This is a genomic window from Paenibacillus validus NBRC 15382 (genome assembly GCF_004000985.1).
Lineage (GTDB): Bacteria > Bacillota > Bacilli > Paenibacillales > NBRC-103111 > Paenibacillus_G > Paenibacillus_G validus.
In genome coordinates this window covers 48644-62850 of record NZ_BIMH01000013.1, presented here as the reverse complement: position 1 = coordinate 62850, position 14207 = coordinate 48644, and the positions used below count along the sequence as shown (strand labels likewise).

Annotated in this window: 15 protein-coding genes; 5 read left to right on the top strand and 10 right to left on the bottom strand. The window is 46.3% G+C overall.

The window, feature by feature from the left end; all coding sequences use genetic code 11:
• Positions 1 to 13: 13 nt before the first annotated feature.
• The 4 genes from PVA01S_RS11435 to PVA01S_RS11420 are packed head-to-tail and all read right to left on the bottom strand — an operon-like array spanning position 14 to position 2827.
• Entirely contained in the window at positions 14 to 754 is a 741-nt protein-coding gene (locus tag PVA01S_RS11435; protein ID WP_019007644.1) for an urease accessory protein UreH domain-containing protein, read from the bottom strand.
• Between the two features lie 12 nt (positions 755 to 766).
• Positions 767 to 1480 carry a cytochrome c biogenesis CcdA family protein gene (locus tag PVA01S_RS11430; RefSeq protein ID WP_026298444.1) on the bottom strand — a complete coding sequence of 238 codons (714 nt, stop codon included), beginning with the start codon at positions 1478 to 1480 and terminating at the stop codon, positions 767 to 769.
• Positions 1481 to 1538: 58 nt separating this feature from the next.
• The gene (locus PVA01S_RS11425; protein WP_019007642.1) at positions 1539 to 2399 is read right to left on the bottom strand and encodes a M56 family metallopeptidase; all 861 of its coding nucleotides are present in this window, start codon (positions 2397 to 2399) and stop codon (positions 1539 to 1541) included.
• Complete coding sequence (locus tag PVA01S_RS11420; RefSeq protein ID WP_019007641.1) at positions 2396 to 2827, bottom strand: BlaI/MecI/CopY family transcriptional regulator; 432 nt, start codon at positions 2825 to 2827, stop codon at positions 2396 to 2398. Before PVA01S_RS11420 ends, PVA01S_RS11425 begins: the two co-directional genes overlap by 4 nt.
• A 159-nt stretch (positions 2828 to 2986) precedes the next feature.
• On the opposite strand from PVA01S_RS11420, the gene PVA01S_RS11415 reads away from it, so the two are divergent.
• Positions 2987 to 4621, top strand: a complete 1635-nt coding sequence (locus PVA01S_RS11415) for a multicopper oxidase family protein (protein ID WP_062494059.1) — start codon at positions 2987 to 2989, stop codon at positions 4619 to 4621.
• A gap of 148 nt (positions 4622 to 4769) precedes the next feature.
• Here the strand turns inward: PVA01S_RS11415 and PVA01S_RS11410 are convergent, their stop codons facing one another.
• The 3 genes from PVA01S_RS11410 to PVA01S_RS11400 all read right to left on the bottom strand — a co-directional run bounded on the left by PVA01S_RS11410 (position 4770) and on the right by PVA01S_RS11400 (position 6756).
• Positions 4770 to 5024 carry an SHOCT domain-containing protein gene (locus PVA01S_RS11410; RefSeq protein ID WP_062494061.1) on the bottom strand — a complete coding sequence of 85 codons (255 nt, stop codon included), beginning with the start codon at positions 5022 to 5024 and terminating at the stop codon, positions 4770 to 4772.
• 74 nt (positions 5025 to 5098) lie between these two features.
• A complete protein-coding gene (locus PVA01S_RS11405) occupies positions 5099 to 5563 on the bottom strand; it encodes a putative iron-sulfur cluster-binding metallochaperone (RefSeq protein WP_082655296.1) in 465 nt (154 codons plus the stop codon).
• Positions 5564 to 5715: 152 nt separating this feature from the next.
• Complete coding sequence (locus tag PVA01S_RS11400; protein ID WP_062494063.1) at positions 5716 to 6756, bottom strand: F510_1955 family glycosylhydrolase; 1041 nt, start codon at positions 6754 to 6756, stop codon at positions 5716 to 5718.
• Between the two features lie 197 nt (positions 6757 to 6953).
• On the opposite strand from PVA01S_RS11400, the gene PVA01S_RS11395 reads away from it, so the two are divergent.
• Both PVA01S_RS11395 and PVA01S_RS11390 read left to right on the top strand, forming a co-directional pair.
• Positions 6954 to 7643, top strand: a complete 690-nt coding sequence (locus tag PVA01S_RS11395) for a response regulator transcription factor (RefSeq protein WP_019007637.1) — start codon at positions 6954 to 6956, stop codon at positions 7641 to 7643.
• Positions 7643 to 8707 carry a sensor histidine kinase gene (locus PVA01S_RS11390; RefSeq protein ID WP_019007636.1) on the top strand — a complete coding sequence of 355 codons (1065 nt, stop codon included), beginning with the start codon at positions 7643 to 7645 and terminating at the stop codon, positions 8705 to 8707. The genes PVA01S_RS11395 and PVA01S_RS11390 overlap by 1 nt, the downstream gene beginning before the upstream one ends.
• A gap of 2 nt (positions 8708 to 8709) precedes the next feature.
• Here the strand turns inward: PVA01S_RS11390 and PVA01S_RS11385 are convergent, their stop codons facing one another.
• The gene (locus PVA01S_RS11385) at positions 8710 to 9153 is read right to left on the bottom strand and encodes a class I SAM-dependent methyltransferase (RefSeq protein ID WP_244932937.1); all 444 of its coding nucleotides are present in this window, start codon (positions 9151 to 9153) and stop codon (positions 8710 to 8712) included.
• A 317-nt stretch (positions 9154 to 9470) separates the two neighbouring features.
• Here PVA01S_RS11385 and PVA01S_RS11380 point away from each other — a divergent pair, with 317 nt between their 5' ends.
• Both PVA01S_RS11380 and PVA01S_RS11375 read left to right on the top strand, forming a co-directional pair.
• Positions 9471 to 9812 carry a four-helix bundle copper-binding protein gene (locus PVA01S_RS11380; RefSeq protein WP_082655639.1) on the top strand — a complete coding sequence of 114 codons (342 nt, stop codon included), beginning with the start codon at positions 9471 to 9473 and terminating at the stop codon, positions 9810 to 9812.
• Positions 9813 to 9874: 62 nt separating this feature from the next.
• On the top strand, positions 9875 to 10711 hold the full coding sequence (locus PVA01S_RS11375; RefSeq protein ID WP_062497031.1) for a hypothetical protein: 837 nt from the start codon (positions 9875 to 9877) through the stop codon (positions 10709 to 10711).
• 259 nt (positions 10712 to 10970) lie between these two features.
• On the opposite strand, the gene PVA01S_RS11370 is transcribed toward PVA01S_RS11375, so the two are convergent.
• Both PVA01S_RS11370 and PVA01S_RS11365 read right to left on the bottom strand, forming a co-directional pair.
• Positions 10971 to 11618: a TVP38/TMEM64 family protein gene (locus PVA01S_RS11370; RefSeq protein ID WP_019007633.1), complete on the bottom strand. Its 648-nt coding sequence runs from the start codon at positions 11616 to 11618 to the stop codon at positions 10971 to 10973.
• A gap of 84 nt (positions 11619 to 11702) precedes the next feature.
• Positions 11703 to 14138, bottom strand: a complete 2436-nt coding sequence (locus PVA01S_RS11365) for a heavy metal translocating P-type ATPase (RefSeq protein WP_127607657.1) — start codon at positions 14136 to 14138, stop codon at positions 11703 to 11705.
• Between the last annotated feature and the right edge of the window lie 69 nt (positions 14139 to 14207).

The following is a 14207-nucleotide window of genomic DNA, read 5'->3' as shown; positions in this document are numbered from 1 at the left end:
CTCCCTCCATTCTTCAGAATGTCCAATACGTCCATGTGTCGCTTACGCCTAAAATGACAAACAATACACCGGCTATTTTTTGAATCCGAATCCCCCAACGTTTGGCCCGTTTCACCATGATACGATCAAAGCCGAAACCTACGGTGAGCGCGGCAAGTAGCAGGAACGGCATGGCTGTCCCTATCGCAAAAACGGGGGGTAAAATACCGCCATATGAAGTTTGCATAGCGAGAGGCATGAGTGAACCGAAGAACAAGACGAACATGGTCGGACAAAAGCCGACCGAAAATGCAATCCCCATCAAAAATGCACCGCCTTTACCCCCTACCCGATCGGCAATGTTTCGCATAAACGAGGAAAAACGAGCACCCAACTGAAAAGGAAGTCGCACCCGCCCAAGCAAAAATAAGCCGATGACGACCAGCAATGGTCCTAACAGTTTCCTCGCAGATGCGAATAGCGGAATAAAGTCGCGGGAAATTTGCTGTCCGAAAAACCAGAACAATACGCCAAATAAGCTGAATAGCACGATTTTCCCTAAAAGATACATAACCGTTTCCGACCAGGAAAGCTTGGCTTGTGCCTGACGGTTGCCAAAATACACGATCGCGGCGACATTCGCCGAGATCTGGCAGGGCGCCACTGAACCGACAAATCCAAGAAACAGCGCGGCCAAAAAAGCAATATTCGAATGTGCTGCACCTAAGAACGGTTCGCTTAAGAAGGAACTGATTTTGCTGAAAAACGAATACATTCTCATTCCCCCTTAGAATCCGGTAAATCCACCGTAAAGCTTGATCAGATAGATCGTAATTTGCGTCATTTTATCCGTATACAGCAAAATCCCCGTCAATATCATCAAAGCTCCGCCGGCTTTCATGAATCCGTTCGAATATTTCAATATCCAACGCAGCTTTCCGATAAAAAAGGCCATAGCAAAAAATGGAAGAGAGAATCCGACGGTATAGGCAAAAGTATATACCACCGCCTGGCCGGGATTGCTTACTCCTAACGCCAGAACGGCAGCCAAAATGGGTCCGACACATGGCGTCCATCCAGCCGCATAAGTGACGCCCACCAAGATGGAACCCAAATATCCAAACGGTTTCCGTTTCCATTCAAACCGCGCATTTTTGAGCAATAATTTAGGTTTAAACACACCGAGCATGATCAGTCCCATGACAACGACCATAATGGCCCCCAATTGCCGGATCACATCCCGATTGCCGGAAAACAAATTCCCTACGAAGCTGGCCGATAGTCCCAAGGCGAAAAAGATGATCGAAAATCCGATGATAAAGAACAAGGTGTGCAAAAATGCCTGCTTTTGAAGCAGCCCTTTGCCCTCCTGCAAATCTTTAACCGAAACCCCCGTGATATATGATAAATACGAAGGGTAAAGGGGAAGACAACAAGGTGAAATGAATGATAAAAAGCCTGCACCGAACGCGATCCATACCGTTAAATCAGCAGCATTCATAGCAACCCTCTCATTTATACTACGAATTGTAGTGTTTTTGTTTAAGAAAAAGGCGGGCTTATGAACACCCGCCAAACAGTAGACTGCTCATCAAAAATAACGTCAAAGAAGATAAAAACAATGGTCGGTATAGTGTCAGCGGGACTTCAACTGTTTTTTGCGGTTCCAATAGCTGCTGAATCCGATAATTGATCGCGGTATTCGCAAAATAGACACCCGCCGCGCGGTATTGAACCATTTTTGTGTGATTCGCCAATGTCAACAGTACGTTACCGAGGTCAATCTCGGTTCCCATTTGTTTCACCGCGAAACGGTCAGCCAGCAGTTCTTTCCATGTCTGATAATATTGGGCGGTCGATTTCACGATGGGTAAGTACCCAAATGCATCGACCATTAACGTCGAAAGGAAGAACTTCAGATTGTCGCGGTTACGGCAATGGTACCACTCGTGCAGCAGAATGGCCCGAACTTCGCGTTCATCAAACAAGTCGAACAGCGCCGAGGATACAATGATTTTCGGTTTCCACACTCCCAGAGCGAGAGCGAGAAAAGCATGATCCTCAATAACGATAAACTCGGTATTCCAATGACGATATTTCTTATTCAACCGCTTTGTTAATTTTTGATGTTGTGCCTCGCGAAATCTGCACAGCCATTTACGGGTTAAAACCCACTGCTTTCCGATGCGCCAAGCTATTTTGCCCACAGTGTAGACGATAACCAAGTTGAATACCAGCTTCACCCAAACATGTCCTGACGATTTTTCGCCGATTGCGGTTACGCAGTATTGAATAATATTCCATCGAAGCGGTATGTTCCAGATTTGATGGGCTACATACATCCCCATTTGCAATAGCATAAGGAACCCGAACAGAAGCATCACGGCGTAAACCCACTTGACTTTCGTTTCGGGTTTCATGACTGTTTCCTGCTTTTCATTTCGTTTATTTTCCGTTCAAGCTTGGAAATCAGTTCCGGATCGACATCGTCCAAGGCATCGATCATATGATTGACAACAAGTCCTCCGAATTCCTCAATAAGTCCGTGAGTGACGGCTTTTGTTTGTTCCGCGAGAAATTGTTCTTTGGACAGTACAGCTTCAAAAGATGTAACCCGATTTCTTCCTTTGCCGGTCGTTGTTCTCTTCAGAAGCCCCTTTTCCTGCAAGCGGCTCATGACGGTCATTACAGCATTGAAAGAGATGGGATTTTCCTGGTTTAAAATGGATTGCATTTCCTTGATCGTAATACTTTCAGAAGCCCAAACGATCTCCATAATACGCGCTTCAAGCGGTCCGAAAAAATGATTCAACCCGGATTCATGCATATTGAATTTTTTAATTTTCATTTTCTTCACACCCTTACACTACAAATTGTAGTATACAAAAATTGTCGCTGTCAACATAACGAAACTTTCTTGTCCGTGCTCACAAGTTCTACACATTTTTGCTTTATGATCGAAATGAAGAGACCACAGTACAAAATAAAAAAAGAATGGGGGATAACCATGAAAACCGGTTGGAAATTGAAAAGCGCAGCTGTTGTTGGCGCCATTGCCGTTTTATTGACGGGATGCTTCAACTCCAGCGGTGGTTCGATGGGCGGCATGGATCATTCAAAAATGAACATGGATGATAAATCGGCGGCCCAACAACCAACGAATACGAATACTAGCACCACAGTGAAAGTCGCAACGTTAACCGGTAAAGAGTTTACACTTACAGCAAAAACGAGCAATCAAGAACTTGCACCGGGAATAACGCTGCCGGTCTGGACGTTCAACAATTCCGTTCCTGGTCCGGAGCTTCGTGTAAAACAAGGGGAAACCGTGAAAATCAACCTTAAAAATGAATTGCCTGAACCGGTGACTATTCATTGGCACGGGGTTCCGGTTCCGAATGCGATGGACGGTATTCCGGGCGTTACACAAAACGCGGTTCAACCCGGACAATCGTTCACTTATACATTTAAAGCGGACGTACCTGGAACATACTGGTATCATTCCCACCAAGACAGCGTAAACCAGCTAGACCGAGGATTGTACGGTTCGTTTATCGTGGAACCGAAAGATGGAACCAAAGTAGACCGCGACTATACGCTCGTCCTGGATGAATGGATGAGTACCGGCATGAGCATGTCTGATATGAATATGTCCGGCGGCAACATGTCTAAAATGGATATGTCCAACATGGACCACAGCAAAATGAATATGGGGAATTCGAATAACAAAGGCAGCAATTCGATGGATCATAGTCAAATGAATATGGGACATGATATGAGCATGTACGATTTGTTCACGGTTAACGGCAAATCCGGATCGCTCGTGGACAAACTGCCCGTAAAACAAGGGGAAAAAGTACGAATACGGCTCATTAATGCCGGTTACCTGTCTCATCAAATCCACCTTCACGGACATGAGTTTAAAATTACTGCATCGGATGGCCAGCCGATTCACAATCCGGGTATACTCAAAGATAGTGTCGTCACGATTGCACCAGGGGAACGTTACGATATTGAATTTGAAGCCAACAATCCCGGTCAGTGGCTGATTGAAGATCATGGCGAAAACAAGGCCGTTGCAGGGATGAAAGCCGTAATCGCTTATGAAGGGGTTGCCGCAGGTTCGGATAAACCGAACGACAAAGAAAAACTACCGGTTGTCGATCTAACCCGTTATGGTCAAGCCGGAAAAATGAACTTTACCCTTGATCAGAAGTACACGATGGAATACACGATGAATCTGAATACGGAAATGAAAAATGGCGATATGGTTTATACCATCAACGGAAAAACATTCCCGGAAACCGAACCGATTAAAGTCAAAAAAGGTGATACAGTCAAAGTTCGTCTCGTGAACAACTCCAAGACCGACGACCATCCGATGCACCTGCACGGCCACTTCTTCCAGGTGCTAAGCAAAAACGGCAAACCTTTGGAGGGTTCGCCAGTCATTAAAGATACGTTGAATCTGAAACCGGGTGAAGAATACGTCGTAGCGTTTGAAGCAGACAATGAAGGCAACTGGATGTTCCACTGCCACGACCTGCATCATGCATCGGCCGGCATGGTGACAGAATTGAAGTATACGGACTATAAAACCGACTTTGTTCCAGATCCGAAAGCCGGTAACAAGCCTGAATAATATTCAAATTGTTCTTACTTGATCCCCCTGGGAACGGACGCTCATCCGTTCCCTTTTTGCATGTTCAGTATCGGTTGCATAAGAAATTGAGGCCTATTCCTACTTTCTGATGAGAAACCCCTTTCCCGTAGTTCTGCATATTCTTCTATTATCTTTCCTTGTCGGAGTTTTCTAATAATTTACGTTTATGGTCGAACTCTTCATCACTGAGTTCACCTTTGGCATAACGTTCTTTTAATATCATGAGGGGATAATCTTCCACCTTGCTTTTCCTCATTAACAAGCGGACAACCACGTAAACAGATACGCCAACAGCTAAGATCAACAAAAGTAATCCGAGCACCATCATCATACACATCATGCCCATCATGGAACCATCCATCATCGTTGATCCGTCCATCATGATACATACCTCCCATCATTAGGATTATCATTTTGTGCACCGAGCATTCCTTTAACTTGCCTCGACCTTCTTTGTTAAGCCTTTTCGATCTTCCCCAACCATTGATTTACAATTTCGGTGACGTTACCTAAGCAACAACTGCCTTGCGGATTATTAACCTCACAGCCACAGCGGTTAGCTTGGACGTGCCCGCGAATTTGATCAATGGGATTGACATTTTGCTGAGATGCCTTGAAAAGCTTTTCTCTCGTCCACCCGAAACAGTAACAAACTAAAACATTGGGCGCTTCATCCTTCTGAAACACTGGAACTTTTAGATCCCCTTTGTCAAAAAATGAACCCTCTGTAAAATACACAACAGAACACGAGGAATTGGGGCAAAAGGCAAATGACGCTTCCGGATCGAGTCTTTCCAAAGCAGATGGAATAAGCAAAGCTTTCAGCGTGATAAGCTGCACACTTTTTCTCTTGAAGTTACAAATAGGACATCGCATAACGCTCCGTTGAGAAGCCGCTGAACTTTTACAACAATCGTTCATTCAGATGCACTTCCTTTATTCGAAAAGCGTTTCCGCTTTTTGTAATAGATCCAAACCGCTGCCGCGGCGACCAATGCGGCGCGTAAGAAGTAAAGCGTTTCTTTTCCTTACAAACGAAAGTTAATGGTCGAATCCTTCGCTCATCGCGCCCCTCACATCCCTTTTCCTTGATCGGCAATTTTTGTCCAATTGATTCCCTTGTCCTTGGATAAATAAACATCTTTTTTATACGTAGCGAAAACGAGCTCTTTATCGTTGACCGGATTTTGTGCAACGTAAGCTGCGGCGTCTTCAACGAGAACAGGAATGGTTATCTCCTTCATTTGCTTTGTTGCCGGATCCATCTCATAAAGTTCGCCGTTTTGCTTATAGGCACCAATAAACAATGCCCCCTGCTGATTAAAAGAAAGAGCTGTCACTTGCAAATCTGCCACTTTTTCGAAAAGGTTTCCGCTATCCTTCGAAAGATACAATGCTTTTTTAGTTCCAACCGCCACGATCGCATCGTTGGTCGGATGGACCGCCAATGCAACAGGCTCATCGGTCAAACCATTCATCTCAGATTTGGTCCAGGTTTTCGTTTCATCCATCGTATAATACAAACCCGCCGTTTTGAGACGTGTATTCGGTTCCGGGTTAAAGACGTACAGAGTGTGTGTATTATAGGCGGCATTCAAGAGATGAAAGTCAACTTCCCCGTATAAATCAAGATGTTCAAGACTTTTTCCTTCGTCGGAACTTTTCACGATTCCTAACGGATTCTTCATGTTTGACCCGGGCGCCGGGTGTCCGCTGCTATAGAACCCGTTACTCACGGTCGTGAATCCCATGTAATCATGCTTTTCTCCTGATGCTTCCGACCACGTTCCTTGCGAATACACTTTCAGCCCATCATGAGAAGGAATCATGATTCGCTGTCCATCTGAAGAATAACCCAATCCATGAAGGTGGGGCATGGTAATTGTCTTTGCTCCTTTACTTTGCAGCGTGAAGACACCGCTTATAAGGACACCGATCAGAGCTACGATCCATGCCCATTTTAAACTGTTAGCCTTTTTTGCGAATTGAAGCCTCTTCTCGCGGTCTTCCTGTTTTTTGGCATTGCTCAGTTGCTTCGCTTTTGTATTGAATGAAAAAAAGAAGTATAAAAATAAGACAAACAGAACGGACGAGCCAATAAATAGAAACCTCATCACAAAGCAAATCTCCTTCCAGATCCATTCTGATAAATAAACATTTTGCAAGGATAAAAACATTCCCGCATCATTTTATCATAACACTACATATTGTAGTATAATTATATATAATTGCACAAGTTTAACTCCCTCCTCGTGTTAGTCTGTACTTTTTGTCATAATAATACAAAATGCTTAACAAGGGTGAAACAATGATGAAGACGATTTTAATGGTAGATGACGAAGACAAAATACGTGATGTGGTGGTTTCTTATTTGCAAAAAGACGGGTTTCGTACTTTGGAAGCCGGTACAGGAACGGAGGCGTTACAAATGGTACGAAACGCTCCGATCGATCTGGTCATCCTTGATTTGATGCTGCCGGATTTTCCCGGCGAACAGGTTTGTCAAACGATACGCAAACTTTCATCCGTTCCCATTCTGATGCTTACCGCCAAAGTTGCCGAAGAAAACCGGATACAGGGGCTCACGATTGGTGCTGATGATTATATGACGAAGCCATTCGATCCCCGCGAGTTGGTGGCCCGGGTCCGGGCCATTCTGCGCCGGACAGATGATCATTACTTGTTAGCAGACCGAATCTCGTTTCACAATGACGAATTGGTTATCGATTCGGCCCGTAATGAAGTGTTTTCTCGCGGCGAACCGGTTAATTTGACCCCAAGCGAGTATAAACTGCTGCTCGTCCTGGCTCGTCACCCGCTGCGGCAGTTTACCCGCGAAGAATTGGTGGAGAAAGTTCTAGGCTTCGATTTCGAAGGGGATGCTCGCGCCATCGATCAGCACATCAAAAATTTGCGCCAGAAAATTGAACCCGATCCCAAACAACCGAAGTACATTCATACCGTTTATGGGAAAGGTTATCGATTTGTCGGAGGTGTATAATGAAACGCGGGTTGCAATTTCGCCTATCCCTGCTTTTGATCGGGGTTGCATCGGGAATTTTGCTTATTGCGGGAATCAGCTTCATGGCAGGAACCCATTATCATTTTAGATTGTACCAAGACCAGTACGGGATGGATCACAGCCTGCCGGGGCTGGCTTACCATCTGGAACAAGCTCTGCTTCAATCGATGATGTGGACTTTAGTTGGAGCCGTCCTTCTGTCCATCATGATCAGCCTTTATGTTGCCAAACGTCTTTCAGCACCTCTCGTAGAAATGAAAAACGCGGCGGAACAAATCACACGAGGAAAGCTTACGGTTCGGACAAGCATCCGAGGCAACGACGAACTCGCCGATCTTGGGAAAGCTTTAAATCACCTTGCGGAACAATTACAGAAACAAGAGAAATTACGTGTCACGATGACACAAGACATCGCCCATGAATTAAGGACGCCTCTCGCCACTCTGAAAAGCCATATGCAGGCCATGCTGGACCAAATCTGGGATCCGACGCCTGCACGGCTGCGAGCTTGTTACGAAGAAACTGAACGTCTCATCGCATTAGTCGCCGATTTGGAACAATTAACGGTGATGGACTCCCCTCATTTTCGCTTGCAGCGTAAACCGGAAGATCTATCGACGCTCATTCAACAAAGTTTGGGCATTGTAGCTGCTGCGTTTATGGAAAAAGGCGTTCGACTCGACGTGATGCCCCATCTTTCTGTCCGCCTGCATGTCGATCGGGATCGTTTCATACAGGTATTGGTCAATGTTTTAACCAACGCACTCAAATTTACACCTGAAAAAGGGCAGGTCAAAATACAGGTGCAAGACGAAAACGATACGGTTCTCATTGCTATACAAGACACGGGAACTGGCATTGCCCCGAACGATTTGCCGTATGTTTTCGAACGGTTTTATCGGGTGGACAAATCACGAAACCGGAAAATGGGCGGCGCCGGAATCGGCCTGACGATTGTCAAGAAGTTAGTTGAGGCGCATGGCGGTACAGTGTGGATCGAAAGCGACAAAGGTACAACGGTCTACCTTCGTTTTCCAAAGTAACATTAGTCCAATTTTTTAGCGCTATATAAAGATAGGGTACCATATACCGTCATGAATCGATTCTCCTCCTTGACGTCGGCAAAACCAGCCTTTCGGATCAGTTCCGGAAACACACCGGTTACATGATCGGTCGTTGTAAGGAACCCGTCAAGTAATTGAACAGAAAAGAATGCGGTTCGCATGATAGCATTTTGGGCTTTGCCCCAATCGGCAATATGCAGTTCTCCGCCCGGCCGCAGAACCCGATAAACCTCATGTAACGTTTTGCTTTTATCTTCCCGCGTCAAATGATGAAACATCAAGCTGGAGATAACCCGGTCGAACGCATTCTCCGGATAAGGCAGTTCGAACGAGAATCCGTGAACAAATTGAATATCGGAATGAAGCTTAGACATTTTATGACGGGCAATCTCCAACACTTTCTCATCCCCATCAAGTCCATCCACTTTGGCTCCGGATGGATTTTTTTGATCAGAAGTGTAAGCGTCCCCGTTCAAGTACCCGATGCCTGTCTCTGATATTTGCTTGTGTCACCAACTGATGTTTAAAAGTCTCTACACGAATTGTCCAACGCATTATCGGATCGTAAAGCGATGTCAACCAATTGTAGCGAAGTGCAGGTATGATTTTCTTACGTTCATCCATAATGATACCCCCCAGATACGGATTGGATGTCCTATACTGACGAATATTGAAGGTTCGCTTGGGAAATCTAAATGATGTGTTTAACACCATCACAGTTTTTGGAAAGGAGAGCTTTTTCATGTCTGTCATGATGCATACAGCTCAACGTCAAACTTGTATCGATGCTTGCAACGCCTGCCTTCAAGCTTGTGAACATTGCTTAACCGCCTGTTTGAATGAACCCGATGTACAGGCAAGAGTCCGCTGCATTCAGTTACTGCGGGACTGCGCAGACATATGCTCGTTGGCATCTCAATTCATGTCACGGGATAGTTCGTATGCCAAGCAAATTTGTAATGTATGTGCAACCATTTGCGATGCTTGCGCCGCGGAATGCGGCAAATTCAAAGATGAACATTGCCAAAAATGTGCCGATCTTTGCAAAAAATGCGCCGACGAGTGCAGAAAAATGGCTGCTTAATCATGGCAGAGGGAGCAACTGCTCCCTTTTTTCAAAACAACCGAAATAAGGGGTCGGTTTACGTGAACTTTCGCTGGTTATTTGTCATTTGTTTGACCATTGTACTGCTTTCAGCCTGCGCTCAAAAACCAAAGCAAAATCAGACGATGCCGGGCATGGATCACAATCAACATAATCAGCCGTCCGGCGGAAAAGAATCAACCAATACGTCGCAAGTTCAGGCCGTTTGGAAATTTGCCGATTCTGCACCGCAAAGCGGAAAGGACGAACAGATTTCCATTCAGATCCAGGATAATACGGGGAAGCCGATTGAGAAATTTCAAGTCAGTCATGAAAAACAAATGCATTTAATCGTTGTTAATAAAGATCTGTCATTTTTTAATCATATCCATCCTGATTACAAGGGAAAAGGGCTGTTCCAAATTCGCACTCAATTCCCAACAGGGGGAGATTATAAACTCATCGCTGATTTTATCCCAGAGGGCGGTGAAGCGAAAACGGAAAGTCAATGGGTCAAAGTCTCCGGGGATGTTCCTGCCGCTCAGCCACTTACACCGGAGACTAACTTAACCAAAGTCGTTGAAGGGAAAGAAGTATCTTTATCCTTCGACCAGCTTCAGGCAGGAAAAGAACTGACCATGACATTCAATTTTCTTGATGCCAGTACGAAACAACCGATTACAAACCTTGAACCGTACTTAGGTGCAGTGGGTCACGTCGTTATTTTGAGTGCCGACGCAGAAAAATACATTCATAACCACCCCCTGGAAGAAAAGGCAACTGGACCACAGGCTAAATTTGGAACAGCATTCCCTGCAAGCGGGATTTATAAGTTATGGGGGCAGTTTAAACATCAAGGTAAAACCTTCATTGTCCCCTATACAATCCAGGTTCCGTAAAAGTCAACGAAAACATGGTTGCAAGTAAATTGCGGCCATGTTTTTTGCAGATTTTATGCTAATTCATGCTGATAATTATCGGTAATAACCGCCCCTTCTTTTACCTCTGTCTTTTGTATTTTGCAGCAGGAGACGACCAACCCGATGATCACATCATCGCCCTCTTATCCGAATACGTTTTGCTCACTATCAACCTTATGTTTGTCGAAAATCAAAGCCGCGCATGGCTTGGATCGAGCCCGGAGGCGCGGGGTATAGTCTAACCTTGAATGGCTGACTTGGATTTGTTGTTTGATCGTCTCCGGAAAAACCAATAAATAAGAAAAACTACGGAAAGAAAGAGAACATAGATCAATGATGTCCAAAGAACATCACGCAAGTCGGAGAGCAATTGGTCTCCAATGACGGCAAACACAAACATAACAGGTATTTTCCCAAGCAACGTAGCCGCAAAAAAAGGTCCAAATCTCATTCGACTGATTGCAGTGTAAACATTTACAGCGGCAGCAGGTACAAAGGGGATAAGACGGGCCGTCAAAACCGCGAGAAACGCGTTCCGTTCCATCAACTCCGTAAACCGGTCCATTCGCTTGTATTTTGACAAAAGCCTTCTTCCCTGCTCCTGAAAAACCGTCCTCACAGACAAGAATAGCAGAGCGGCTGCAAGGGTGGAGCTAATGACATTCAGGAATCCTCCCCAAAAAGGGCCGTATTTGGCCCCCATTATTCCGGCAACAACGCCATAAGGGACAATAGGAATCAGGGCCAATAATACAGCTGCACCAAATAGCAGTAGAAGATGATTAGCACTCTCAGCATCCAACCAACGAAGGATCGGACCTTTGTTCATGACGATCACGATGATGGCCGCCACGTAGCCGAGAAGTGTAATCCACTTTTTTATCATCTTTCAGCATTCTCCTGAGAATTCTGTTATTATTGCCAGATGGTGAGAGGGCAAATTTCTTAATAAGCCAATTCCCTCACTCCCTTATTTAACAATGGCTCGCTGCAGCCTGAGTGCGTTGAGTACGACCGAAACCGAACTGAACGCCATCGCCGCGCCTGCCAGCCAAGGAGCCAAATATCCTGCTGCTGCGATGGGAATGCCGACTACATTATAAGCAAGAGCCCAGAACAGGTTTTGTTTAATATTTCGCATTGTTTTCCGGCTCATCAAGATAGCATCCGGAATGCTGTTCAGGTCGCCGCGCATCAGCGTCACATCTGCAGCTTCCATGGCAACGTCGGTACCCGTACCGATGGCCATTCCGATATCGGCTGTGGCAAGTGCCGGGGTGTCATTGATGCCGTCGCCGACCATCGCCACTTTCCTGCCCGATTGCTGTAATTTCTTAACTTCATCCGCTTTGCCTTCGGGCAGCACTTCCGCCAGTACCCGGTCGATCCCGACCTGCCTTGCAATCGCACGGGCGGTTCGTTCGTTGTCACCGGTGATCATGACGACATCGAGGCCGAGTTCTTTCAACCGGGCAACGGCTCGCCTGGAAGTGTCTTTGATCGTGTCAGCCACCGCTACGATACCGGCGTAACGCCCATCAACGGCAACAAGCATCGCGGTTTTTCCCGATTCCTCAAGTGCATTCATCGTTGCGAAAGCCGATTCCGCATCGATCTGATTTTTGACCATCCATTTTCTTGTTCCGATCAGAACCTCTTTGCCTTCGACGACCGACCGAATGCCATAACCCGGAACGGCTTCAAACGCTTCAGTTTGCGGCAGAACGATGTTTCTTTCCCGCACGCCGGCTACGATCGCTTCCGCAAGCGGATGCTCGGAGTTTTTTTCGGCCGCTCCCACCAAAGCAAGAAAGCGGCTTTCATCGATAAATTCCGAAACGATAACATCCGTCAGCTCGGGTTTGCCTTTCGTTACCGTACCGGTTTTATCCAACACGACAGTTGTAATTTTATGCGTCGATTCCAGGTGTTCTCCGCCTTTGAACAGAATTCCGAGCTCCGCCGCGCGGCCAGAGCCGGCCATAATGGAGGTTGGCGTTGCCAATCCGAGCGCGCACGGACAAGCGATGACAAGCACCGCTATCGCTTTTTCCAAAGCGCCGGAAAAATGACCGGGTTCGACACCGAAATACCACACCAGGAAGGTGATCACAGCAATCCCGACGACAATGGGAACGAATATACCCGAGATCACGTCCGCAATCCGTTGAATCGGCGCTTTGGAACCTTGCGCTTCTTCGACGACTTTGATGATTTGCGCAAGCGCGGTTTCTTTTCCTACTTTGGTTGCCTCAATGCGGAGCATGCCGTTTTTATTGATGGTGGCTCCGATCACCGGATCGCCCTGCCGCTTACCGACAGGAATGCTTTCACCCGTCAGCATCGACTCGTCCACAGAAGATGAACCTTCAAGCACGATTCCGTCAACAGGCACTTTTTCGCCGGGTTTCACGATTACAACATCACCTACGGCAACTTCCTCTATCGGTATGGAAACTTCCTGACCGTCGCGAACGACAAGTGCGGTCTTGGCCTGCAATCCCATCAAGGTTTTGATGGCTTCCGATGAACGGCCTTTCGCTAACGCTTCAAACAGTTTTCCGAGAACAATGAGCGTAATCAGCACGGCGCTTGTCTCGTAGTACATAGCAGGCACATGATGCGCCCCAGCCTGGTTGGCCCATTGAACCGTTAAATAAAGACTATAGAAGTAAGCGGCCGACGTGCCGAGCGCCACCAAAACATCCATATTGGCGCTGCCATTCCGAAGCGCTTTATACGCTCCGATATAAAAATGCCGGCCGACGATAAATTGAACGGGCGTTGCCAGAAGCAATTGAAACCACGGATTCATGAACAATTCGGGCACCCAGATCCAGGCGGTAAACGAAAAATGACCGACCATTGCCCATAACAGCGGCAGTGACAAAAGGGAGGAAATGAGAAGCTTCTTTTGTTGTCTCTTGATTTCTTTTTTTCTGTGGTCTGCAGACTCTTGTTTTTCCTGTTTTATCGCTGCTTTGTAGCCGAGCTGCTCCACTTTCCTCACCATATCCGAAGCGGACACCTCAGCAGGTGAATATTCTACTCGTGCCGTCTCCAGTGCCAGATTGACGGTTGCTTTGTACACTCCGGGCAGTTTGCTGAGCCCCTTCTCAATCCGGGCGGCACAGGCGGCACAGGTCATGCCGCTGATTTCAAAATCAACGGCTTCTTTGACGGTATCGTATCCGATCTCTTGAATTTTCCGCTCGATTTGGGGAAGTTTAACTTTATCCGGATCGTAAGTAACGGACGCCTGCTCGAGAGCAAAGTTAACTGTCGCTTCCGATACACCTTCCAGTTTGTTTAATCCTTTCTCAATCCGGTTTGCGCATGCGGCACAAGTCATACCCGATATTTGCAAGGTCGTTTGCTGTTTTTTTGGGGATTCCGTGTTTTGCATGTAAACCGCCTCTTTCATACCCCTATAGGGTATTTATAATAATAAAAAGAAAGGCCACCAGCAAGTGAC

Excerpts from the sequence above, each read along its gene's own strand:
- PVA01S_RS11435 (WP_019007644.1), bottom strand. The coding sequence starts at position 754 with ATGTATTCGTTTTTCAGCAAAATCAGTTCCTTCTTAAGCGAACCGTTC.
- PVA01S_RS11430 (WP_026298444.1), bottom strand. The coding sequence starts at position 1,480 with ATGAATGCTGCTGATTTAACGGTATGGATCGCGTTCGGTGCAGGCTTT.
- PVA01S_RS11425 (WP_019007642.1), bottom strand. The coding sequence starts at position 2,399 with ATGAAACCCGAAACGAAAGTCAAGTGGGTTTACGCCGTGATGCTTCTG.
- PVA01S_RS11420 (WP_019007641.1), bottom strand. The coding sequence starts at position 2,827 with ATGAAAATTAAAAAATTCAATATGCATGAATCCGGGTTGAATCATTTT.
- PVA01S_RS11415 (WP_062494059.1), top strand. The coding sequence starts at position 2,987 with ATGAAAACCGGTTGGAAATTGAAAAGCGCAGCTGTTGTTGGCGCCATT.
- PVA01S_RS11410 (WP_062494061.1), bottom strand. The coding sequence starts at position 5,024 with ATGATGGACGGATCAACGATGATGGATGGTTCCATGATGGGCATGATG.
- PVA01S_RS11405 (WP_082655296.1), bottom strand. The coding sequence starts at position 5,563 with ATGAACGATTGTTGTAAAAGTTCAGCGGCTTCTCAACGGAGCGTTATG.
- PVA01S_RS11400 (WP_062494063.1), bottom strand. The coding sequence starts at position 6,756 with ATGAGGTTTCTATTTATTGGCTCGTCCGTTCTGTTTGTCTTATTTTTA.
- PVA01S_RS11395 (WP_019007637.1), top strand. The coding sequence starts at position 6,954 with ATGAAGACGATTTTAATGGTAGATGACGAAGACAAAATACGTGATGTG.
- PVA01S_RS11390 (WP_019007636.1), top strand. The coding sequence starts at position 7,643 with ATGAAACGCGGGTTGCAATTTCGCCTATCCCTGCTTTTGATCGGGGTT.
- PVA01S_RS11380 (WP_082655639.1), top strand. The coding sequence starts at position 9,471 with ATGTCTGTCATGATGCATACAGCTCAACGTCAAACTTGTATCGATGCT.
- PVA01S_RS11370 (WP_019007633.1), bottom strand. The coding sequence starts at position 11,618 with ATGATAAAAAAGTGGATTACACTTCTCGGCTACGTGGCGGCCATCATC.
- PVA01S_RS11365 (WP_127607657.1), bottom strand. The coding sequence starts at position 14,138 with ATGCAAAACACGGAATCCCCAAAAAAACAGCAAACGACCTTGCAAATA.